This window comes from Aeromonas sp. R7-4 (assembly GCF_040908055.1).
Lineage (GTDB): Bacteria > Pseudomonadota > Gammaproteobacteria > Enterobacterales > Aeromonadaceae > Aeromonas > Aeromonas sanarellii.
The window spans coordinates 35094-56031 of sequence record NZ_JBFODA010000034.1 but is presented as its reverse complement, the minus strand read 5'-3'; the positions used below and the strand labels follow the sequence as shown (position 1 = coordinate 56031).

Annotated in this window: 15 protein-coding genes; 9 read left to right on the top strand and 6 right to left on the bottom strand. The window is 64.3% G+C overall.

From position 1 onward, the window contains the following. Positions 1–80: 80 nt before the first annotated feature. The gene (gene putA, locus AB5Y72_RS09060) at positions 81–4028 is read right to left on the bottom strand and encodes a trifunctional transcriptional regulator/proline dehydrogenase/L-glutamate gamma-semialdehyde dehydrogenase (protein ID WP_368198899.1); all 3948 of its coding nucleotides are present in this window, start codon (positions 4026–4028) and stop codon (positions 81–83) included. A gap of 410 nt (positions 4029–4438) precedes the next feature. On the opposite strand from putA, the gene AB5Y72_RS09055 reads away from it, so the two are divergent. Then, positions 4439–4876: a VOC family protein gene (locus AB5Y72_RS09055; RefSeq protein WP_368198898.1), complete on the top strand. Its 438-nt coding sequence runs from the start codon at positions 4439–4441 to the stop codon at positions 4874–4876. 85 nt (positions 4877–4961) lie between these two features. On the opposite strand, the gene fumC is transcribed toward AB5Y72_RS09055, so the two are convergent. Next, positions 4962–6353, bottom strand: coding sequence for a class II fumarate hydratase (fumC, locus tag AB5Y72_RS09050; RefSeq protein WP_368198897.1), 1392 nt, complete (start codon positions 6351–6353; stop codon positions 4962–4964). A 362-nt stretch (positions 6354–6715) separates the two neighbouring features. Here fumC and nosR point away from each other — a divergent pair, with 362 nt between their 5' ends. The 8 genes from nosR (at position 6716) to AB5Y72_RS09010 (ending at position 15158) form a co-directional block, all read left to right on the top strand. Then, entirely contained in the window at positions 6716–8824 is a 2109-nt protein-coding gene (gene nosR / locus AB5Y72_RS09045; protein WP_234823639.1) for a transcriptional regulator NosR, read from the top strand. A 65-nt stretch (positions 8825–8889) separates the two neighbouring features. Next, positions 8890–10797, top strand: a complete 1908-nt coding sequence (gene nosZ, locus AB5Y72_RS09040) for a TAT-dependent nitrous-oxide reductase (RefSeq protein WP_202211617.1) — start codon at positions 8890–8892, stop codon at positions 10795–10797. A 55-nt stretch (positions 10798–10852) separates the two neighbouring features. Further along, positions 10853–12187, top strand: coding sequence for a nitrous oxide reductase family maturation protein NosD (locus tag AB5Y72_RS09035; protein ID WP_223930485.1), 1335 nt, complete (start codon positions 10853–10855; stop codon positions 12185–12187). Continuing rightward, positions 12184–13110: an ABC transporter ATP-binding protein gene (locus AB5Y72_RS09030; protein ID WP_111896409.1), complete on the top strand. Its 927-nt coding sequence runs from the start codon at positions 12184–12186 to the stop codon at positions 13108–13110. Before AB5Y72_RS09035 ends, AB5Y72_RS09030 begins: the two co-directional genes overlap by 4 nt. Then, positions 13107–13937, top strand: a complete 831-nt coding sequence (locus AB5Y72_RS09025; RefSeq protein ID WP_111896408.1) for an ABC transporter permease — start codon at positions 13107–13109, stop codon at positions 13935–13937. The genes AB5Y72_RS09030 and AB5Y72_RS09025 overlap by 4 nt, the downstream gene beginning before the upstream one ends. Positions 13938–13961: 24 nt before the next feature. Next, positions 13962–14501, top strand: a complete 540-nt coding sequence (locus tag AB5Y72_RS09020; protein WP_111896407.1) for a nitrous oxide reductase accessory protein NosL — start codon at positions 13962–13964, stop codon at positions 14499–14501. A 63-nt stretch (positions 14502–14564) separates the two neighbouring features. After that, positions 14565–14714 (top strand): twin-arginine translocase TatA/TatE family subunit, encoded by a 150-nt coding sequence (gene tatA, locus AB5Y72_RS09015; RefSeq protein ID WP_042074916.1) that lies wholly within the window; start codon positions 14565–14567, stop codon positions 14712–14714. Positions 14715–14840: 126 nt separating this feature from the next. Beyond that, the gene (locus tag AB5Y72_RS09010) at positions 14841–15158 is read left to right on the top strand and encodes a c-type cytochrome (protein ID WP_042074913.1); all 318 of its coding nucleotides are present in this window, start codon (positions 14841–14843) and stop codon (positions 15156–15158) included. Between the two features lie 379 nt (positions 15159–15537). On the opposite strand, the gene pepE is transcribed toward AB5Y72_RS09010, so the two are convergent. The 4 genes from pepE to AB5Y72_RS08990 form a co-directional block, all read right to left on the bottom strand. Continuing rightward, positions 15538–16266 (bottom strand): dipeptidase PepE, encoded by a 729-nt coding sequence (gene pepE / locus AB5Y72_RS09005; protein WP_202211616.1) that lies wholly within the window; start codon positions 16264–16266, stop codon positions 15538–15540. A 216-nt stretch (positions 16267–16482) separates the two neighbouring features. Then, complete coding sequence (locus AB5Y72_RS09000) at positions 16483–18291, bottom strand: carbon starvation protein A (protein WP_104454666.1); 1809 nt, start codon at positions 18289–18291, stop codon at positions 16483–16485. Positions 18292–18502: 211 nt separating this feature from the next. Further along, positions 18503–19240 carry a two-component system response regulator BtsR gene (gene btsR, locus AB5Y72_RS08995; protein ID WP_104454665.1) on the bottom strand — a complete coding sequence of 246 codons (738 nt, stop codon included), beginning with the start codon at positions 19238–19240 and terminating at the stop codon, positions 18503–18505. After that, on the bottom strand, positions 19234–20928 hold the full coding sequence (locus tag AB5Y72_RS08990; protein WP_202211615.1) for a sensor histidine kinase: 1695 nt from the start codon (positions 20926–20928) through the stop codon (positions 19234–19236). Before AB5Y72_RS08990 ends, btsR begins: the two co-directional genes overlap by 7 nt. Positions 20929–20938: the final 10 nt, after the last annotated feature.

Here is a 20938-nt window from a genome sequence, read left to right as displayed (position 1 = left end):
CGGCCTCTTTGTTTCTGCGCGCAAGGGACTGAAAAGAACAAGCCCCGCATGGGCGGGGCTTGAGTCACTGTCGTGGGCGCTTAGCCTATGGTCATCAGGCTGGCGTTGCCACCCGCGGCGGCGGTGTTGACCGAGAGGGCGTGCTCGATGAGCAGCCGCTCCAGCGGGATGTCGGTCTCGCCGCGATGCAGGCCGTGCACGCCTATGATGGCGCAGTTACGCGCCGTCTGGCGGGCGGCGGCGAGCTTGCTCACCTCGCTCAGCTGATCCGAATCGCCGTGGTGCAGCAGGGCATCGAAGTCCGCCTCGCCCGTGGCCCAGTCTGCCACCAGCGCGATGCGATCCCGTACCTCGGTCGGCAGGGAAGAGAGCAGGGTGCGGTTCTGGGCGTGGTCCTGCCACAGCACCCGGCTGCCCACCGCCAGACAGGCGGCCAGCTGGGCCAGCAGATCCCCTTTCTCTTCGGCGAGGCAGAGCACCGTCTCCCGGGGCAGCAGGCTGTAGCTGTTGCGCTCGCCGGTGGGGCCGGCCAGCAGCTGGGTACGGCCGCTCTGGGAGAGCGTGGCATAGCGATCACACAGGGCGGCGAGGGCCGGATCCTGCTTGCTCGCCCAGTTGCGCAGGGCCAGCAGGGGGGCCTTCGCCTCGGCCTGCAGGGCGCCGGACTCCTGGTTCAGCTGGTTGGCCACCGCCTCCTGGGGACGGGCGCCGAGCAGGCGGTACATGTAGAGCGGGCCGCCCGCCTTGGGGCCGGTGCCGGAGAGCCCTTCGCCGCCGAACGGCTGCACCCCGACCACGGCGCCCACGATGTTGCGGTTCACGTAGAGGTTGCCCACCTTGGCGGTGTTGACCACCTGGGCGATGGTCTCGTCGATCCGGGTATGGACCCCGAGCGTCAGGCCGTAGCCGCTGTCGTTGATCTGGGCGAGCAGTTCGCCGAGCTTGGTGCGCGGGTAGCGCACCAGGTGCAGCACGGGGCCGAACACCTCGCGGCCCAGTTCGTCCAGGCTGTCGAGCTCGATCAGGGTCGGCAGCACGAAGGTGCCGCGGCTGCAGGCCTCCCCCTGGACGCGGGCGATCTGGTGCACCTTGCGCCCCTTGTCGCCCATGACCTTGATGTGCTGCTCGATATTGGCCTTGGCCTCGGCGTCGATCACCGGGCCTATGTCGGTGGAGAGGTGCTCGGGGTTGCCGACCTTGTACTCGGCCATGGCGCCCTTGAGCATGCGGATCACGCGATCCGCCACGTCTTCCTGCACGCACAGCACCCGCAGGGCGGAACAGCGCTGACCGGCGCTGTCGAACGCCGAGGAGATAACATCCATCACCACCTGTTCGGTCAGGGCGGAGGAGTCGACGATCATGGCGTTCTGACCGCCGGTCTCGGCGATGAGGGGTATGGTGCGACCCTGGGCATCGAGGCGACCGGCCAGGTTGCGGGAGATGATGCCCGCGACTTCGGTGGAGCCGGTGAACATGACGCCGCGCACCCGCTCGTCGGCAATCAGCGCCGCGCCCACGGTTTCACCACGGCCCGGCAGCAGTTGCACCGCGCCGGCGGGCACGCCGGCTTCCAGCAGGATGCGCACCGCTTGCGCTGCGATGAGCGGGGTCTGCTCGGCGGGTTTCGCCAGCACCGTATTGCCGGCGGCCAGCGCCGCGCACACCTGACCGCTGAAGATGGCGAGCGGGAAGTTCCAGGGGCTGATGCAGACCACGGGGCCGAGCGGCCTGTGGCTGTCGTTGGCGAAGTGGTTGCGCGCCTGGGCGGCGTAATAGCGCAGGAAGTCAACCGCCTCGCGCACCTCGGCGATGGCGTTGCTGAAGGTCTTGCCGGACTCGCGCACCAGCAGGCCCATCAGGGGCTGCAGCTCGGACTCCATCAGATCGGCGGCGCGCTCCAGCACGGCGGCGCGCTCGGCGGGCGGGGTGGACTGCCAGATCTGGCCGCTGGCGAGGGCGCAGGCGAGGGCCTGATCGACCAGATCGGTGGTGGCTTCGCTCACCTGACCGACCAGGTCGCGGTGATCCGCCGGGTTGACCACGTGCTGGAACTCGGTCGGCACCGGTACATCAGCGCCCAGCATGGGCAGCGCCTGATAGCGGGTATTGGTGCTGGCGAGCAGAGCGGCGGAGAGGGACCCCAAACGGTGTTCGTTCGCGAGATCCAGCCCTTCGGAGTTCGGACGCGCCTCGCCGTACAGATCCCGCGGCAGGGGAATGCGCGGGTGCGGCAGGCCCAGGGTGCCTTCGCGGGCGGCCATCTGCTCGATCTGCTGCACCGGATCCTGCACCAGATCCGCGAGGGAGATGTTGTTGTCCGCGATGCGGTTGACGAAGGAGGTGTTGGCCCCGTTCTCCAGCAGGCGGCGCACCAGGTAGGCGAGCAGGGTCTCGTGGCTGCCGACCGGCGCATAGATGCGGCAGGGGCGGCCCAGCTTGCCGTCGGCGACCTTGCCGACCACCTGTTCGTAGAGCGGCTCACCCATGCCGTGCAGGCACTGGAACTCGTACTGGCCGGGGTAGTAGTTCTGACCGGCGAGTTGGTAAATCGCCGACAGGGAGTGGGCGTTATGGGTGGCGAACTGGGGATAGATGGCCTCCGGCACCGCCAGCAGCTTGCGGGCGCAGGCCAGATAGGAGACGTCCGTGTAGGGCTTGCGGGTGTAGACCGGATAGCCTTCGAGGCCCTCCTGCTGGGCACGCTTGATCTCGCTGTCCCAGTAGGCCCCCTTCACCAGCCGGATCATCAGGCGGTGGCGGCTGCGCTTGGCGAGATCGATGACGTAGTCGATCACATAGGGGCAGCGCTTCTGGTAGGCCTGGATGACGAAGCCGATGCCGTTCCAATCGCTGAGGCTGGGGTCGAAGCAGAGCTTCTCCAGCAGATCCAGGGAGATCTCCAGGCGATCGGCTTCCTCGGCGTCGATGTTGATGCCGATGTCGTACTGTTTGGCGAGCTGGGTCAGACCGAGCAGGGTGGGGTAGAGCTCCTCCATGACGCGATCGTACTGGGCGCGGCTGTAGCGCGGATGCAGGGCGGAGAGCTTGATGGAGATGCCCGGCCCCTCGTAGATGCCGCGGCCGTGGGAGGCCTTGCCGATGGCGTGGATGGCCTGCTCGTAGGAGGCCAGATAGCGCTTGGCATCCTCTTCGGTCAGGGCCGCTTCCCCCAGCATGTCGTAGGAGTAGCGGAAGCCCTTGGTCTCCATGGCGCCTGCATTGGCCAGCGCCTCGGCGATGGTCTCGCCGGTGACGAACTGCTCCCCCATCAGCCGCATCGCCATGTCCACGCCCTTGCGGATCAGCGGCTCACCACCCTTGCCGATCAGCCCCTTGAGGGAGCTGTTGAGCCCCGCCTCGTTGTGGGTGGCCACCAGCTTGCCGGTGATGAGCAGGCCCCAGGAGGCGGCGTTGACGAACAGTGAGGTGCTCTGGCCCAGGTGCTGGCTCCAGTTGCCGCCGCTGATCTTGTCGCGAATGAGGGCGTCACGGGTCGCCTTGTCGGGGATGCGCAGCAGCGCCTCCGCCAGGCACATCAGGGCCACCCCTTCCTGGGAGGAGAGGGAGAACTCCTGCAGCAGACCCTGCACCAGCCCCTGACGGCCGCTGGCGCTCTTCTGGTTGCGCAGCTTCTCGGCGATGCTCATGGCGAGCTTCTGGGTGGCGTCGGCCTTCTCCTTGGGCAGGCGGGCCTGCTCCAGCAGCATGGGGACGGCCTCGGTCTCCGGACGGCGATAGGCCCCCGTGATGGCGGCGCGCAGCACGGACTGGGGCAGAATGCTCTCGGCGAACTCGAGGAAGACCTGGATCCCCTGCTCGGTCAGGGCCTCGACCGGCTCGTCCCCTGCGGCGGCGGCCAGTCCGGAGTGCTCGGGCGGGGTCAGACCGCGATCCAGCTGCTCCAGATAGGTGAAGATGGCCTGCTTGATCAGCCAGTGGGGGGTGCGATCCAGGGTCTGCGCCGCCTGCTTGAGGCGGTCGCGGGTCGCTTCATCGAGTTTGACGCCGAGGGTGGTAGTGGCCATGGGACTTCCTGTGTCTAGAAGGTAACAATATTACCAGATGGTTAAATTTTGCCGATGATGGTGCAACCAGGTGCAACCTTCAAGCAAGAAATTTTAATGTACTGGCTACATTGTTGAATTTATCCATCACGCCCATTTCCGTAAGACTCCCTTCAACATCGCTGTTCGCCATTTTTTCACTGCATTATTAATGGTTTGGAGATATATCTTATGAGCGGGGAGAAAGGTGCAACCCACCTTGGGGTGGGTTGCTCTTTTTGCGGGTGAGACCGACTCTGTGTCGATGAGGGAGCCGACGCCCTCTGCCCCATATAGAGGGGCGGCAGGCGGATCTGTGCCTGGCAATGACCGGGCTCTTCTATGCTGATAGCTGGCCAAAGGGGCCAGCTATCGGTGACAAGGAGAAACCCATGGCGCGTGTCAGTACCTATCTCAATTTTGCCCGGGAGACGGAGGCGGCCTTCCTCTTCTATCGCGAGGTGTTTGGCGGCGACTTCGCCGGCCCCATCCACCGCTTCAAGGATGCCCCCGGCTGCCCGGACCAGCCCACTCTGTCTGAGGAGGACGGGGAGCTGGTGATGCACGTGGCGCTGCCCATCCTCGGCGGTCATGTGCTGATGGGCACCGATGCCCCCGCCAGCATGGGCTTCACCCTGGTGCAGGGCAACAACAGCTACCTCAACCTGGAGCCGGACAGCCGGGCCGAGACCGATCGCCTGTTTGCGGCCCTGGCCGAAGGGGGCAAGGTGGAGATGCCGCTGGCAGAGATGTTCTGGGGGGCCTATTTCGGATCCTTGGTGGACAAGTTCGGCACCCACTGGATGTTCAACTGCGAGAGCAAGAGCTGAGTCTCTGCCGGTGAATGGGAAGGGGCGCCGCGGCGCCCCTTCTGCTTATTCGCGCTCCCGCTATCCGTGCTCTCGAATAAGCGCCTTATTTGCCCTTCCCCACCATGTCGGCGGGCACCACCCAGGCGTCGAACTGCTGGGCCGTGAGGTGGCCGGAGGCGATGGCCGCCTCCCGCAGACTCACGCCTTCGTGGTGCGCCCGCTTGGCGATCTCCGCCGCCTTGTCGTAGCCGATGTGGGGATTGAGGGCCGTCACCAGCATCAGGGAGCGGGTCAGCAGCTCGTCGATGCGCGCCCGGTTCGCCGTGATGCCGAGGGCGCAGTGCTCGTGGAAGCTCTGCATGCCGTCCGCCAGCAGCCGCACGCTCTGCAGGAAGTTGTAAGCGATCATCGGCCTGAACACGTTGAGCTCGAAGTTGCCGCTGGCGCCGCCGAGGTTGATGGCCACGTCGTTGCCCATCACCTGGGCGCACAGCATGGTGAGCGCCTCGCACTGGGTCGGGTTGACCTTGCCGGGCATGATGGAGGAGCCGGGCTCGTTTTCCGGAATGATGAGTTCCCCCAGTCCGCTGCGGGGGCCGCTCGCGAGCCAGCGCACGTCGTTGGCGATCTTCATGAGGGAGGCCGCCAGCGTCTTGAGGGCGCCATGGGCATGGACCTGGGCATCGCTCGCCGCCAGGGCCTCGAACTTGTTGGGAGCGCTCACCAGCGGCAGACCGGTCTGCTCGGCCAGGGTCCTGGCCACCGCGTCGGCAAAACCTGGGGGACAGTTGAGGCCGGTACCCACCGCCGTGCCCCCCAGCGCCAGCTCGCACAGATGGGGCAGGGCGGCCCGGATGTGGCGCTCCCCCTGACTGAGCTGGGCGACCCAGCCGGAGATCTCCTGCCCCAGGGTGAGGGGCGTGGCGTCCTGCAGGTGGGTGCGGCCTATCTTGACGATGTTGTCGAAGGCGGCGGCCTTGCTCGCCAGGGTCTCTTTCAGGGGGACGAGCGCCGGCAGCAGCCGGCCCGTGATGGCGGTGACGGCGGCCAGGTTCATGGCGCTCGGGAAGACGTCGTTGCTGGACTGGCTCTTGTTCACCTCGTCGTTGGGGTGTACCAGCCGCCCCTCGCCACGGGGGCCGCCGAGCAGCTCGCTGGCCCGGTTCGCCAGCACCTCGTTGAGGTTCATGTTGGTCTGGGTGCCGGAGCCGGTCTGCCACACCATCAGGGGAAACTCGGCGTCGTGCTGGCCGCACAGGATCTCGTCGGCGGCCGCCATGATGGCCTGGGCCTTGCGCGCGGGCAGCAGTCCCAGGGCGTGATTGACCCGGGCGCAGGCGGACTTGATGCGGGCCAGGGCATGAATGATCTCCCTGGGCTGGCGCTCCCCCGAGATGTTGAAGTGGTGCAGGGAGCGCTGGGTCTGGGCGCCCCAGAGTCTGTCCGCCGGGACGGCTATCTCCCCCAGGCTGTCTCTTTCCATCCTGATGTTCATCTGCGCTCTCCTGCCGATTGGGTGTTCCCTAGCATGACCATAAAGCGTGGCCGAGGCCAGTATCCGTCCGACAAAGGGCATCAACCCGATCAATGACCAAAGGTTGCGCTCCGACATGAGATTCGCGGGCATAAGTGTGATGGTGCTTTCAATTATGCAACTCAGTTGTCTATTTAGGTTGATCTCCATTAGCCATGGGTTTTAAATGGTTACCATTGAGCGTTGTGAGCAGGGCATGGATTTTGGCAGCAACGCAGGTTGGCATCTCAAGGGACTCTGGCGGAAAGGGGCATATGAATATGATGATGCGATCAGGACCTTACCCATTGCTCTCGTTATCCCGCCTCTGGGCATTGCTGTTGATGACCTTGCTGCTCCTCCCCAGCCTGAGTCTCACCGCCAAAACGTACCCGGTCGAGCAGACCCGCATCGAGCAGTTCTTTCCGGGCGCCATTATTTCCAAGGCCAGCGGTCCCTATCAGGTGCGCACCCTGACCAAAGGGGGCAAGCCGACGGGCTATGCCTTCCAGACCATCGATGTCGTCAACATCCCCGCCTATTCGGGCAAGCCGATCAACATGCAGATACTGCTCGACCCCAAGGGTGTGATCGTCGATGCCTATGTGCTCGAGCACCATGAGCCGATCCTGCTGGTGGGGATCCCGGAAGCGAAGCTGCACGACTTCAGCGCCGGATACAAAGGTGTCGGCGTCGGGCAACGGGTGGTGGTCGGCCACTCCAGCGACCCGGATGCGGTCACAATCGATGCCATCACCGGTGCGACCGTCACCGCCATGGTGGTCAACGAGATCGTCATGCACGGGGCGCACAAGGTCGCGCTGTCCCTGGGGCTGGTCAAGGAGGAGGGGGGGGCGAGACCCAAGCCCGCCCTGGTGCGTAGCGACCTCTATGAGCCCCTCGATTGGACCGGTCTCACCGGCAATGGTGCCATCCGTCGGCTGCACCTGACCCGTGGTCAGGTCGACGAGGCGTTCAAGGGGACGGAGGCAGAAGGTGTCGGCACCGCCCCGGCCGAGCGGGCCAAGGATACCTTCATCGATCTCTACGTCACTCATCTGAACCCACCGACCATAGGTCGCAACCTGCTGGGTGAAAAACAGTACCGGGCACTGATGGAGGGGCTCAAAACCGGCGAGCAGGCCATCGCCGTGCTGGGCAGCGGGGAGTACTCCTTCAAGGGATCGGGCTATGTGCGTGGCGGCATCTTCGATCGGGTGCAACTGCGCCAGTTCGGCGACACCATCAGCTTCCGCGATCTGGACTTCCAGCGCCTCGATGATGTCTACGCCGGGGGGATGCCGACGTTTGGCGAGATGGCCATCTTCACCATCCGCGCCCATACCGCCTTCGATCCTGGTTCACCCTGGAGTCTGGAGTTGCTGGTGCGGCGTCAGACCGGCCCCATCAAGAGTGTCTTCAGCAGCTTCGAGCTCCCCTACCAGTTGCCCGAGTCCTATCTGACAAGGCCCCTGCCGAGTGCCGAGGAGCTGGCCGCCGCCGAAGAGGCCGCGCGACCGATGTGGGCGAAGATCTGGTACCAGAAGAGCGTGCAGATCGGCATCATCGGGCTCGCGCTGCTGCTGCTCACCGCCATCCTGTTCTTCCAGGATCGCTTCACCCGGCGACCCCATTTCCTGCACTGGCTGCGCCGTGGCTACCTGCTGTTCACCCTGATCTACATCGGCTGGTATGCGCTGGGACAGCTCTCGGTGGTCAATGTGCTGACCTTCGTCCATGCGCTGTTCCAGGATTTTCGCTGGGAGCTGTTCCTCACCGATCCCGTCATCTTCATCCTCTGGACCTTCGCCGCCGCCACTATCCTGCTCTGGGGCCGCGGCGTCTTCTGTGGCTGGCTCTGCCCGTTTGGTGCCCTGCAGGAGCTGATCAACGAAGGGGCCCGCAAGCTGAAGGTCCGCCAGTTCGAGCTGCCCTTCGCCGTGCATGAACGGCTCTGGGCCATCAAATACATCATCCTGCTGGTGCTGTTCGGCATCTCGCTGGAGTCGATGCAGATGGCCGAGCAGGCCGCCGAAGTGGAGCCCTTCAAGACGGCCATCATCCTCGGCTTCGATCGGCAGTGGTGGTTCGTGCTGTACGCCGTGCTGCTGCTGGTGATCAACCTCTTCACCCGCAAGCTCTACTGCCGTTACATCTGCCCGCTGGGGGCCGCGCTGGCGATCCCCACCAAGCTGCGCCAGTTCGACTGGCTCAAGCGTCGCAAGGAGTGTGGCAGCCCCTGCCAGCTCTGCGCCAAGGAGTGCGAGATCCAGGCCATCCACCCGGATGGGCGGATCAATGCCAACGAATGCCACTATTGCCTCGATTGCCAGATGACCTATCACAACGAGCGCAAGTGCCTGCCACTGGTGATGAAAAACAAGCAGGCCAAGCGTGGCGCCCAAGGACAGGTGGGCACTGAACGGATACCTGTCACCTCCATTGAAACCTGAATAACCAATAACCATCGCGAGGCGAGTCCGTTCGCCCCGTCTGAAAATGATAAAGGAGTCGGTTTATGAGTGATAAGTATCCTGACAACACCGAGCAGGAGCTGAGTCAAGGCGGCCTCAGCCGTCGTAGCTTCTTCAAGGGGGCGAGTGCGCTGACGGGGGCCGCCTTGGCGACCACGGCCTTTGGTGGCGCGGTGATGAGCCGGGAGAGCTGGGCGGCGGCCGTCTCCGAGGCCAAGCAGAACATTCATGTCGCGCCGGGCGATCTGGATGACTACTACGGCTTCTGGAGTGGCGGTCACCAGGGCGAAGTGCGGGTCATGGGCATTCCCTCCATGCGCGAGCTGATGCGGATCCCGGTGTTCAACATCGATTCCGCCACCGGCTGGGGCCTGACCAACGAGAGCCGCCACATCATGGGGGAGAGCGCCAGGTTCCTGAATGGCGATTGCCATCACCCCCACATCTCCATGACCGACGGCAAGTACGACGGCAAGTACCTCTTCATCAACGACAAGGCCAATAGCCGGGTCGCCCGCATCCGGCTGGACATCATGAAGTGCGACAAGATGCTGACGGTGCCCAACGTCCAGGCCATTCACGGCCTGCGCCTGCAGAAGGTGCCCCACACCAAGTACGTGTTTGCCAACGCCGAATTCGTGATCCCCCATCCCAACGATGGCACCAGCTTCGATCTGCAGAGCAAGAACAGCTACACCCTGTTCAACGTCATCGACGCCGAGAAGATGGAGATGGCCTTCCAGGTGATTGTCGATGGCAACCTGGACAACACCGATGCCGACTACACCGGCACCTATGCGGCGTCCACCTGCTACAACTCGGAGAAGGCCTACGATCTGGGCGGCATGATGCGCAACGAGCGCGACTGGGTGGTGGTCTTCAACATCCCGCGCATCGAGGCGGCCGTCAAGGCGGGCAAGTTCGTGACGCTGGGTGACAGCAAGGTGCCGGTGGTGGATGGTCGGGAAGGTTCCGAGCTGACCCGCTACATCCCGGTGCCGAAAAACCCGCACGGCTGCAACACCTCGTCCGATGGCAAGTACTTCATCGCCAACGGCAAGCTGTCACCGACCGTGAGCATGATCGAGATCGCCAAGCTCGACGATCTGTTCGCCGGCAAGTTCAAGGATCCGCGCGAGGTGATCGCGGCCGAGCCGGAGCTGGGTCTGGGCCCGTTACACACCACCTTCGACGGTCGCGGCAACGCCTATACCACCCTGTTCATCGACAGTCAGGTCGTGAAGTGGAACATGGCCGACGCCGTGCGCGCCTACAACGGCGAGAAGGTGGACTACATCCGGCAGAAGCTCGACGTGCAGTACCAGCCCGGCCACATCCATGCGTCCCTGACCGAGACCAGCGAAGCCGATGGCAAGTGGCTGGTGGCGCTGTGCAAGTTCTCGAAGGATCGCTTCCTGCCCACCGGCCCGCTCCATCCGGAAAACGATCAGCTGATCGACATCTCCGGCGAGGAGATGAAGCTGGTGCATGACGGCCCCACCTTCGCCGAGCCCCACGACTGCATCCTGGCCCGCCGGGATCAGATCAAGACCCGCAAGCTGTGGGATCGCAAGGACCCCTTCTTCGCCCCGACCGTCGAGATGGCGACCAAGGACGGCATCAAGCTGGAGACCGACAACAAGGTGATCCGCGATGGCAACAAGGTGCGGGTCTATATGACCTCGTCGGCCCCGGCCTACGGCATCACCGAGTTCAAGGTCAAGCAGGGGGATGAGGTCACTGTGGTGATCACCAACATCGATCAGATCGAGGATGTCAGCCACGGCTTCGTCATGGTCAACCACGGCGTCAGCATGGAGATCAGCCCGCAGCAGACCTCCTCCATCACCTTCACCGCCGATAAGCCAGGCCTGCATTGGTACTATTGCAGCTGGTTCTGTCATGCGCTCCACATGGAGATGGTGGGTCGCATGCTGGTCGAACCGGCCTGACCATGGGTCAGGGTGGTGCCGAGCCGGCACCACCCGCATTTTCAGGATGTTGGACATGAACCCTCTCTCGGTCTTACCGGCTTTGCCAAGACGGCTTTGGCGCACCGTTGCGCTGTGGGTGCTGGGCTGTTCCTGCATCGGGGCCGCCTGTGCGGCACCTCAATCCATTCGCTCCCTGCCCCTGCAACCCGATGGTGAGGCGCACTGGCGTCTGCCTGCCGGCGAGTATCGGGGGCAGTTTCGTATCGAAGCATCCCTGACGCTCAGTTGCGAGGCGGGGGCGGTGCTCGATGCCGAGGGGGAGGGCAATGCCCTCACCATCGCCGCGCCGGACGTGACGGTGCAGGGTTGCACCCTGACGAACTGGGGTAACAACCTCACCCAACTCAATGCCGCCGTCTTCATCCAGCGGGAAGCCACCCGCGCCAGGGTGCAGGCGAACCGGATGCGGGGACCGGCCAGCGGGATCTGGGTGGATGGCACGAGCAACGTCAGCCTGCTGGAGAATGTCATCGAGGGAGATCCGCAGATCCGCTCCCAGGATCGCGGCAACGGCATCCATCTCTATGCGGTGCACGGGGCGCGGGTCATCGGCAATCGGGTACGCCACGCCCGCGATGGCATCTACATCGACACCTCCAACGGCAACAGCCTCGAAGGCAATCGGCTGGAAGATCTGCGCTACGGCATTCATTACATGTTTTCCAACGACAACAGGGTGGTGGGCAACCTGACCCGCCGTACCCGCACCGGTTACGCGCTCATGCAGAGTCGCAAGCTGACCGTGATCGGCAATCGCTCCGAGCAGGATCAAAATTACGGGATCCTGATGAATTACATCACTTATTCCACCCTCACGGACAACCTGGTCACGGGGGTGCGTGACGGCGGCTCGGGTGAGGACATGGCGATGACCGCGAGCTCCGGCTCCGAGGGCAAGGCACTGTTTATCTACAACTCGTTGTTCAACCGCATCGAGCGCAACCGGTTCGAGCACAGCACGCTCGGCATCCATCTCACGGCCGGGTCGGAGGATAACCGCATCAGCGACAACGCCTTCATCAACAACCGGCAGCAGGTCAAATATGTCGCCTCCCGGCGCCAGGAGTGGTCGGTGGAGGGGCGCGGCAACTACTGGAGCGATTATCTGGGCTGGGATCGCAACGACGATGGCCTGGGCGAGGTGGCCTACGAACCGAACGACAACGTGGACAGGCTGCTCTGGCTCTACCCGCAGGTTCGGCTGCTGATGAACAGCCCCGGCATCGAGGTGCTGCGTTGGGCCCAGCGCGCCTTCCCCATCATCAAGTCGCCCGGCGTGCAGGATAGCCACCCGCTGATGCGGCCTCCCGCCATCCAGGCGCATCAGAAACAGGAGGATCCCTCATGAAGGCGGTCGATATTCAGGGCGTGCACCAGCGCATCGCGGGCATGACCATATTGCAGGACTTGAACCTGAGTCTGCACGAAGGGGAGGTGCTGGGGCTGTTTGGCCATAACGGCGCGGGCAAGACCACCAGCATGAAGCTGATCCTCGGCCTGCTGACGCCCAGCGAGGGCAGGGTCGAGGTGCTCGGTGGCCAGCCGCAGGATCTCGAGGTGCGGCGTCAGCTCGGTTATCTGCCGGAGAACGTGACCTTCTATCCGCAGCTCACGGGGCGGGAAACCCTCGCCCATTTCGCCCGTCTGCGGGGGGCGGCCCCCCAACAGGTGGCGGTGTTGCTGGATCAGGTCGGGCTCGGCCACGCGGCGGATCGCCGGGTGAAGACCTATTCCAAGGGGATGCGCCAGCGGCTCGGCCTGGCCCAGGCACTGCTCGGCGAGCCGCGCCTGCTGTTGCTCGATGAACCCACGGTGGGGCTGGATCCCATCGCCACCCATGAGCTCTATCAGCTGATCGATCGCCTGCGCCAGGGGGGCACCAGCATCATCCTCTGCTCCCACGCGCTCGCCGGGGTGGAGGCCCACCTCAATCGCGTCGCCATTCTGGCCGGCGGCCGCTTGCAAGCCGTGGGCGACCTCGCCCAGCTGCGCGCCGACACCGGCTTGCCGGTACGGATGCGCGTTCACGGGCTGGCGGACGGCAACCATTGGCGTGACCGCTGGCAGGGGGCTGGCCACCAGACGCGCCTGCTCGATACACAGAGCCTGGAAGTGGTGGTGCACAACGGCCACAAGCTGGCGCTGCTGCGCGAGTTATTGCGTGAATGCGAACCGGGCGATATCGAGGTGCATCAACCCTCGCTGGAAGATCTCTATTGCCACTACATGGCGCGCGCCGATCAGGCGAACCGCAAGGAGGTTCAGCCATGAATCAGGTCTGGAACATTGCCCGCAAGGAGTTCAGCGATGGATTGCGCAACCGCTGGCTGCTGGCCATCACCCTGCTGTTTGCGGTGCTGGCGGTCGGCATCGCCTGGCTCGGCGCCGCTGCCTCCGGCCAGTTGGGCTTTACCTCCATCCCCGCCACCATTGCGAGTCTGGCGAGCCTCGCCACCTTCCTGATGCCCCTGATCGCCCTGCTGCTGGCCTATGATGCCATCGTCGGTGAGGAGGAGAGCGGCACCCTGATGCTACTGCTGACATACCCCCTCGGTCACGGCCAGATCCTGATGGGCAAATTTGTCGGCCATGGCCTGATCCTGGCGCTGGCGACGCTGCTCGGCTTTGGCTGCGCCGCCCTGGCCATCGCCGTGCTGGTGGAGGATATCTCCCTCTCCACCCTGGTCTGGGCGTTCGGCCGTTTCATGGTGTCGTCGACCCTGCTGGGCTGGGTCTTCCTCGCCATGGCCTATGTACTGAGCAGCAAGGTCAGCGAGAAGTCCCGGGCCGCCGGGCTGGCGCTGGGCGTCTGGTTCCTGTTCGTGCTGGTGTTCGATCTGCTGCTGCTGGCCTTGCTGGTGCTGAGCGAGGGGCACTTCAGCGCCACCCTCCTGCCCTGGCTGCTGTTGCTCAATCCGGCGGACATCTACCGGCTGATCAACCTCTCCGGCTTCGAGGGGGAGAGTGGCGGGCTGGGGGTTCTTTCTTTGGGGAGCGAATTGCCCTTTCCCAGCGAGCTGCTCGGGCTCTGCCTGCTGTTGTGGGTCGGCGTGTCGCTGTGGCTGGCTTATGCCGTGTTTCGTCGTCGCTCGCTCTGAGCCGGGTATAACAAGGATATTAATATGCTGAATTCAAATGGTTTTTATCTCAAAGGCAGCCTGATGGCCCTGCTGCTTGCGCTGGCCGGTTGCAACGATGCCGGCTCGGATCGACAGGTTTATGAGCCGGTCGCCTTTCACTCCGGCGACGAGTGTCACGTCTGCGGCATGGCGATCGGTGACTTTCCCGGCCCCAAGGGGGAGGCGGTGGGCAAACAGGGGGCGATGAAGTTCTGCTCCACGGCCGAGCTGTTCGGTTGGTGGTTGCAACCGGAAAACCGGGGACAAGATATCACCCTCTATGTGCACGACATGGCGCGCTCGACCTGGGAGAAACCTCATGATGACGCCCTGATCGACGCCCGCCAGGCCTTTTATGTCGTCGGCGCAAACCTGAAGGGGGCCATGGGGGCCGCACTGGCCTCGTTCGCCCGCGAAGAGGATGCCAAGGCGTTCGCCGCCAAACAGGGCGGCAGGCTGGTGCGATTCGGGCAGATAGATCTCGCCTTGCTGCAACCCGAGTCCCATCAGGCCGAGTCGCACGGCGGCCCGGCGGCCCATTGATCGGCTGGCATCGACCACATTTTTTCACCCTTATCACTCATTAGATCGCAAGAGGATGCTCCCATGATGGGGATCAGTGTTTGGAAGCTTTTGATCATTCTCGCCATTGTCATCATGTTGTTTGGCACTGGACGCCTGCGTGGCATCGGTTCGGATCTGGGCAATGCCGTGCGGGGATTTCGCAACATGCTGGGCGATAAAGAGAGCCAGTAAGAGAACATTATCCGCGCCCGATATCTGATGCCGTTGGTCGCGCCGGGCCGCCAGCGTGACCGGGATTGGGAGGCCGGATACCAAGCGGGGGCGTTGCCGCCTCCATCAACAAAAGGAAATACCAACATGAAAAAAAGCGTGCTTTCACTGTTAGTACTGGGTTCTGTGTTCGGCCTGCAACCGGCGATGGCGCAAGATGGCGAGGCGCTGTTCAGGAGCAAGCCTTGCGTGGGCTGCCACATGGTGGACTCCAAGCTGGTCGGCCCCGCCTTCACGGATGTAGCCGCCAAGTATGCAGGGCAGAAGGACGCCGCCACCCTGCTGGCCGGTCGCATCAAGAATGGCACCCAGGGCACCTGGGGTGCCGTGCCCATGCCGGCCAACGCCGTCACGGAAGACGAGGCCAAGACCTTGGCCGAATGGGTGCTCAGTCAGAAAAAATGAGTCGTGTCGGCTCGCACTTGGGCCGATGTTGAGTCAGGGGGGATCCGGGACCTTGCCGCTAGGATCACCCTCTGACCATCGGGTCCCGCTCTCTTTCCACCTCAAGAGACGATGCCGGTGCTCCACATGATGAGTGTCCGGCGCCCGTCATCTCTCCCGACGCGCACCCAGGTTCCCCGCCCCCTGTCTATGCCGATGCCCGGCAGTCCCGACGACCCTCTCGTGAACCAGGCCGCCGATGATCGTCGCCTCCCTGACTTCCTCTATGCGGAGGCCACACAGGGTGGGGTCTGTCGTTGGCGAGCCGAAGAAAACGGGAGGGATGGCGTGGGCCATCCCTCTTTTCATTGATGCATCAGATCTGGCGATGCCAGTCGCGTCAGATCCTGGGGGTGAAGGGGGTCAGCTTGGCCAGCGGGGCGGCGTCCATAAACTCCTGGGACGCTTCACCGTGTTTGAAGATCTTGAAGCCCTCGCCCCGAGCGCTCCAGTACTCGATGGTGTCGCCGCTGATCTGCAGCAGGCTGGCCTCGCGCAGGGCCACCACGTGCTCGCTCGGGTTGATGGCGCAGAACTCGGCGAGGCGCTCGTCCCGGGTCTCCCCCATGTGGCCGCTGATGCTGGCATCCAGGTAGTGGGGATTGATCTGCACGGGGAACAAGCCCAGCGCCGGCAGCACGGCGGCGCTGCACACCGGCATGTCGTTGGTGGTGCGGATGCTGGGGGTAGCCACGTTGCAGCCGGCGCTCCAGCCCACATAGGGCACGCCTCGCTCGCGCACGGCACGCTGGATGGGCACCACCAGGCCGTATTCGTGCAGCAGCTGGTTCAGGCGCCAGCTGTTGCCGCCGCTGATAAAGATGGCGTCGGCCCGCTGGATGGCATCCACCGGATCGTCGAACTGGTGGATGCTGATGGCCTTCACCCCCAGGCTCTCGCTGAGTTCGAAGGCGCGGGCGTCCCAGTCGCTGCGGATCACCGCGTAGGGGATGAGCAGGATGCGCTTGACCTGTTTGCGGGCGAGCAGGGTTCGTACCCGCTCCCGGGCCCAGCCGAGCAGGCCGGGGTGTTCTGTGGTTTTGCCGTTGCTGAGCAGAAGCAGTTCCATGAAAGCTGTCCTCAAAGGGTGAAAGCGGAGGAGGGAGGATCACTTGGGCCGGTGCGGCCAAGTGGCCGTCGGGGCATGCTAGCACCCCGGGCTGGGCGGTTCTGTGATCCGGGGACCCATTCAACCACTGCGAAGGGGCGGGTCAATGCCAATGGATGAATGCGCAGCGCCAATGAAAGACCCCGCTGAGGCGGGGTCCGAGGAGGGCTGGACGGATCAGGAGGCGGTCGCCTCGGCCACCCGGAACTCGGGCTGCTGGCGCAGCTTCCACAGCTCGCTCCACTTGCGCAGGGCGGAGATCAGGATCAGCGCCCCCAGCACCAGCATGATGAGGGAGATGGCGCCGTTCATCGGGTTGTAGCCCTTGGCGGCCGAGTTGAAGTAGACGTTGCGCATCATCCAGTAACCGGCGTAGTTGACGGTCACGAACAGGTAGGCCAGCGGGATCAGGCAGGTCAGCATATAGCGGCGCTTGCTGGCGAGGCGCAGGATGATGGTGGCACCTATGATGAGGCCCACCGAGGCCATCAGCTGGTTCGATACCCCGAACAGGGCCCATACCGAGCCGATATCGCCGGACATCAGCAGATACCCCCACATGACGCAGGCGAGCACGCTGGCCCCGATGGCGCCCGGCATCCAGTCGATGCGCTTGAGCGGCGGGTAGAACTCGCCGAAGAAGTCCTGAATGAGGTAGCGGGAGACCCGGGTGCCGGAGTCGACGGCGGTCAGGATGAACACCGCTTCAAACATCACCACGAACTGGAAGAAGTAGGAGGCGAGGTTACTGAACCAGGGCACCTTGGTGAAGATGTAGGACATGCCCACCGCCAGGGTGACGGCGCCGCCGGTGCGGCCGTTCAGATCCATGCCGATCTCCTGGGAGAGGAAGGGCAAATCCACCACCTGCATCCCCAGCTTGGCGAAGGCCTCCGGAGTGGCGTTGATGGCGAAGTAATCCGCCGGGTGCAGGGCGGTGGCGGCGATCAGCGCCATCACGCCCACCACGCACTCGGCCAGCATGGCACCGAAGGCGACCGGCAGGATGTCGTTCCACTTGTCCACCAGTTTCGGGGTGGTGCCCGAGCCGATGAAGGCGTGGAAGCCGGAGATGGCGCCACAGGCGATGGTGATGGAGATGAAGGGCCAGACCGGGCCGCCCAGTACCGGGCCGCCGCCGTGGACGAACTGGGTCATGGCGGGGAACTGGATCTCGGGGTTGATGCAGATGACGCCGATCACCAGGGCGCCGAACACGCCGATCTTCATAAAGCTGGAGATGTAGCCGCGCGGGGTGAGTAGCAGCCAGACCGGCAGCGCGGTGGCGAAGAAGGCGTAGATGGGCAGCGCCAGACTGATGGTCTCGGCGCGCAGGGTCAGCCAGGCACCGAAGGCGCTCTCCTGCACGTAGGGGCCGAAGAAGACGCAGGCCAGCACGGCGATGAAGCCCACCCAGGAGGCGGCTTGCAGGTTGCCGGTCAGCTTGTGCCAGATCCCCACCACCATGGAGATGGGGATGGTCATGAAGACCGCGAACACGCCCCAGGCGTTACGCTCCAGCGCGTGCACCACCACCATGGAGAGACCCGCCATGGTGATGGTGATGATGAACAGCATCGCAAGGCCCGTGCACCAGCCGGCGATGGGGCCGAGTTCGGCCTTGGCCACCTCGGAGAGGGACTTGCCCTGATGCTTCATGGAGGCGAACAGCACGACTGTGTCGTGCACCGCACCGCCGATGACGCAGCCGATCAGCAGCCAGAGAAAGCTCGGCAGGTAGCCGTACTGGGCCGCCAGGACCGGGCCCACCAGCGGGCCGGCGGCGGCGATGGCCGCGAAGTGCTGGCCGAAGTTGACCCACTTGTTGGTCGGCACATAGTTCTTGCCATCTTCCAGCTCGTGGGATGGGGTGACCAGCTTGTCGTCGGCCCGCAGCACCTTGCGCACAAAGAACACGCCGTAGAGGCGATAGGCGATGGCGAGGATGCAGAGGGCCGCAATGACGAAGGTGATTGCGTGTTGCATGACGGAGTTTCCTTTTCCTGCGGCCAATCTGGCCGGGCTCAGGCTGCACTCTACGCAGGCGGCAGGGAAAGGGGAGCGCAGAAAGGGTCAGTGGCAGAGGGCCGCCCGCGAGCGGCAGAAAAGCGGCCCTGAGCGGTTTGAGGGATGAGCCGGCGGGCGCGGCAAGCGGGTGAGCGGTAACGGGCAGGGGACGGGGCGAGTGGCCAGCCCCTCAGGGGATCTCCAACAATTCTTTGAGGGGCTTGAGGTAGCGCCGGCTCACCGGCACCTTGTGGCCGCCCTGGGTCACCACCTCCGCCAGGCCGCCGTCCAGCAGCAGGATCTCGCGGATCTGGCCCGGGTTGAGCAGGTACTGGCGGTGACAGCGCACGAAGCCGGTCTTCTCCTCCAGGGTGCGCAGGGTCAGCTCGGTGGTGCCTTGCTGCTGGGCGCTCACCACCTTGTTGCCGGCCAGATCGCTGTGGACGAACTCCACCTCGCCAAGGGGCAGCAGCAGGATGCGGTTGTGGCCGCTACAGGGAATGCTGCGCAGGGGCTGGGCGATGCGGGTCGGATCCGGCAGCGGTTGGCCCGCCAGCTCACCTTTTGGCGAAAGCAGCCGCTGGATGCGCTCCAGCGCCTTGTTCATCCGTTCGCTGGTGACCGGCTTGAGCAGGTAGTCGAGGGCGTTCTCCTCAAACGCGCGCAGGGCAAACTCGTCGTAGGCGGTGATGAAGACGATGTGGGGGCGCAAGTCCGGATCCAGCATGCTCACCAGCTCCAGCCCGCTGATGCGCGGCATCTGGATGTCGAGAAACAGCAGGTCGGGTTTGAGGCGATGGATGGCGGGCAGCGCCTCCATGGCGTGGGCGCACTCTCCCAGCAGGCGGATATTGCCCGCCTGCGCCAGCAGCAGCCGCAGCTCCTCGCGGGCGAGGGGTTCATCGTCGACGATCAGGGCGGTCAGCATGGGCTCTCCTGCAGGGGAAGGGTGATCCTCACCCGGGTGGATTGATGGGGCTCGCAGTGAATGGTGACCCCGTACTCGGCGCCGTAACGGGCCTTGATGCGCCGATCCACTATGTTCATGCCAAGGCCGCTCTCCTCCCGCCTGGCCTGATAGAGGCCGGCGTTGTCCTCAACTTCCAGCACCAGCTGCTCACCCTCCTGCCGCGCCGTCAGGGTCAGTCGGCCGGGCTCGAACATCTGGGAGATGCCGTGCTTGATGGCGTTCTCGACGATGGGCTGCAGGGAGAAGGTGGGCAGCCGGTACTCCAGCAGCGGCTCGGGAATCTGGATCTGCACGCTCAGGTGCTCGGCGAAGCGGGCCTGCTCGATGTGCAGGTAGGCGTTCACGTGCTCCAGCTCGTCGGCCAGGGTCACCTCGTCACCCTGGCGCTTGAGGTTCTTGCGAAAGAAGGTGGAGAGGTGGTGCACCAGGGTGCGGGCATCCTCGGGGTCGCGCCGGATCACCGCCGCCAGGGTGTTGAGGGCGTTGAACAGAAAGTGCGGGTTGATCTGCGCCTGCAACAGCTTGATCTCCGACTGGGCCAGCAGCCGCTTCTGCTCGTTGTACTTGCTGGCCAGGATCTGGCCGGAGAGCAGCCGGGCGATCCCCTCTCCCAGGGTGCGGTTGATGGAGGAGAAGAACTTGCGCTTGGGCTCGTAGAGCTTGATGGTGCCCACCACCGACCCCTCTTCCCCACGCAGCGGAATGACCAGCGAGGAGCCGAGCCGGCACTGGGGATGCAGGTTGCAGCTGTAGGGGATGAGGTTGCCGTCGGCATAGACCACCTCGTTGTGCTGGATCGCCTTGAAGGTGTGGGCCGAGTTGATGGCGGTGCCCGGCAGGTGGTGATCCTCGCCGATGCCGATAAAGGCGAGCAGCTTCTCCCGATCGGTGATGGCCACCGCGCCCACCCCGGTCTCTTCGTAGAGGATGCGCGCCATCTGTTGGCACGCCTCCTGGGTGAACCCCTTGTCCAGCACCCGCATCGCCCGCTCGGCGATCTTGAGGGCGCGGGCGGAGAAGGCGACCGAGTACTTCTCCAGCATGGCGCGGTGATCGAGGATCATCCGCATGAACATGGCGGCCCCCAGGGTATTGGCCACCAGCATGGGTGCGATGATGTTCTCGATGAGGTGGACGGCGTCGTCATACGGACGGGCCACCAGCAAGATGATGCCCATCTGCATCAGCTCGGCGATGAGGGCCACCGAGCCCACCACCCAGGGGCTGAACAGCAGATCGAGCCGGTGGCGGGCGACGAAGTGGCGGTGCACCAGGCCGCCGAGCAGCCCTTCGGCGATGGTGGAGAAGGTGCAGGCCAGGGCGGTAAAGCCCCCCAGCGAGTAGCGATGGATGCCGCCGGTGAGCCCCACCAGCAGCCCCACCACAGGGCCGCCGACTATGCCGCCGAGCACGGCGCCGATGGCGCGGGTATTGGCGATGGAGTCCTCGATCCTGAGGCCAAAGTAGGTACCCATCACGCAGAAGCCGGAGAAGATGAGGTAGCAGAGGATCTTGTGGGGCCAGCTCAGGGTCACCTGGGTCAGCGGCATGAACAGCGGCGTCTTGGAGAGCAGCCAGGCGATCACCAGATAGACGCAGAGCTGCTGGAAGAGAGATATCACGAGCGCGAATTGTTCGAAAGCCACGGCACACTAT

What these genes read in the sequence shown, in the direction of transcription:
- AB5Y72_RS09035 (WP_223930485.1), top strand. Translation starts at nt 10,853, where the DNA reads ATGAACCCTCTCTCGGTCTTACCGGCTTTGCCAAGACGGCTTTGGCGC.
- pepE (WP_202211616.1), bottom strand. Translation starts at nt 16,266, where the DNA reads ATGGAACTGCTTCTGCTCAGCAACGGCAAAACCACAGAACACCCCGGC.
- btsR (WP_104454665.1), bottom strand. Translation starts at nt 19,240, where the DNA reads ATGCTGACCGCCCTGATCGTCGACGATGAACCCCTCGCCCGCGAGGAG.
- AB5Y72_RS09025 (WP_111896408.1), top strand. Translation starts at nt 13,107, where the DNA reads ATGAATCAGGTCTGGAACATTGCCCGCAAGGAGTTCAGCGATGGATTG.
- nosR (WP_234823639.1), top strand. Translation starts at nt 6,716, where the DNA reads ATGACCTTGCTGCTCCTCCCCAGCCTGAGTCTCACCGCCAAAACGTAC.
- AB5Y72_RS09055 (WP_368198898.1), top strand. Translation starts at nt 4,439, where the DNA reads ATGGCGCGTGTCAGTACCTATCTCAATTTTGCCCGGGAGACGGAGGCG.
- AB5Y72_RS09010 (WP_042074913.1), top strand. Translation starts at nt 14,841, where the DNA reads ATGAAAAAAAGCGTGCTTTCACTGTTAGTACTGGGTTCTGTGTTCGGC.
- putA (WP_368198899.1), bottom strand. Translation starts at nt 4,028, where the DNA reads ATGGCCACTACCACCCTCGGCGTCAAACTCGATGAAGCGACCCGCGAC.
- AB5Y72_RS09020 (WP_111896407.1), top strand. Translation starts at nt 13,962, where the DNA reads ATGCTGAATTCAAATGGTTTTTATCTCAAAGGCAGCCTGATGGCCCTG.
- nosZ (WP_202211617.1), top strand. Translation starts at nt 8,890, where the DNA reads ATGAGTGATAAGTATCCTGACAACACCGAGCAGGAGCTGAGTCAAGGC.
- AB5Y72_RS09000 (WP_104454666.1), bottom strand. Translation starts at nt 18,291, where the DNA reads ATGCAACACGCAATCACCTTCGTCATTGCGGCCCTCTGCATCCTCGCC.
- tatA (WP_042074916.1), top strand. Translation starts at nt 14,565, where the DNA reads ATGATGGGGATCAGTGTTTGGAAGCTTTTGATCATTCTCGCCATTGTC.
- AB5Y72_RS09030 (WP_111896409.1), top strand. Translation starts at nt 12,184, where the DNA reads ATGAAGGCGGTCGATATTCAGGGCGTGCACCAGCGCATCGCGGGCATG.
- fumC (WP_368198897.1), bottom strand. Translation starts at nt 6,353, where the DNA reads ATGAACATCAGGATGGAAAGAGACAGCCTGGGGGAGATAGCCGTCCCG.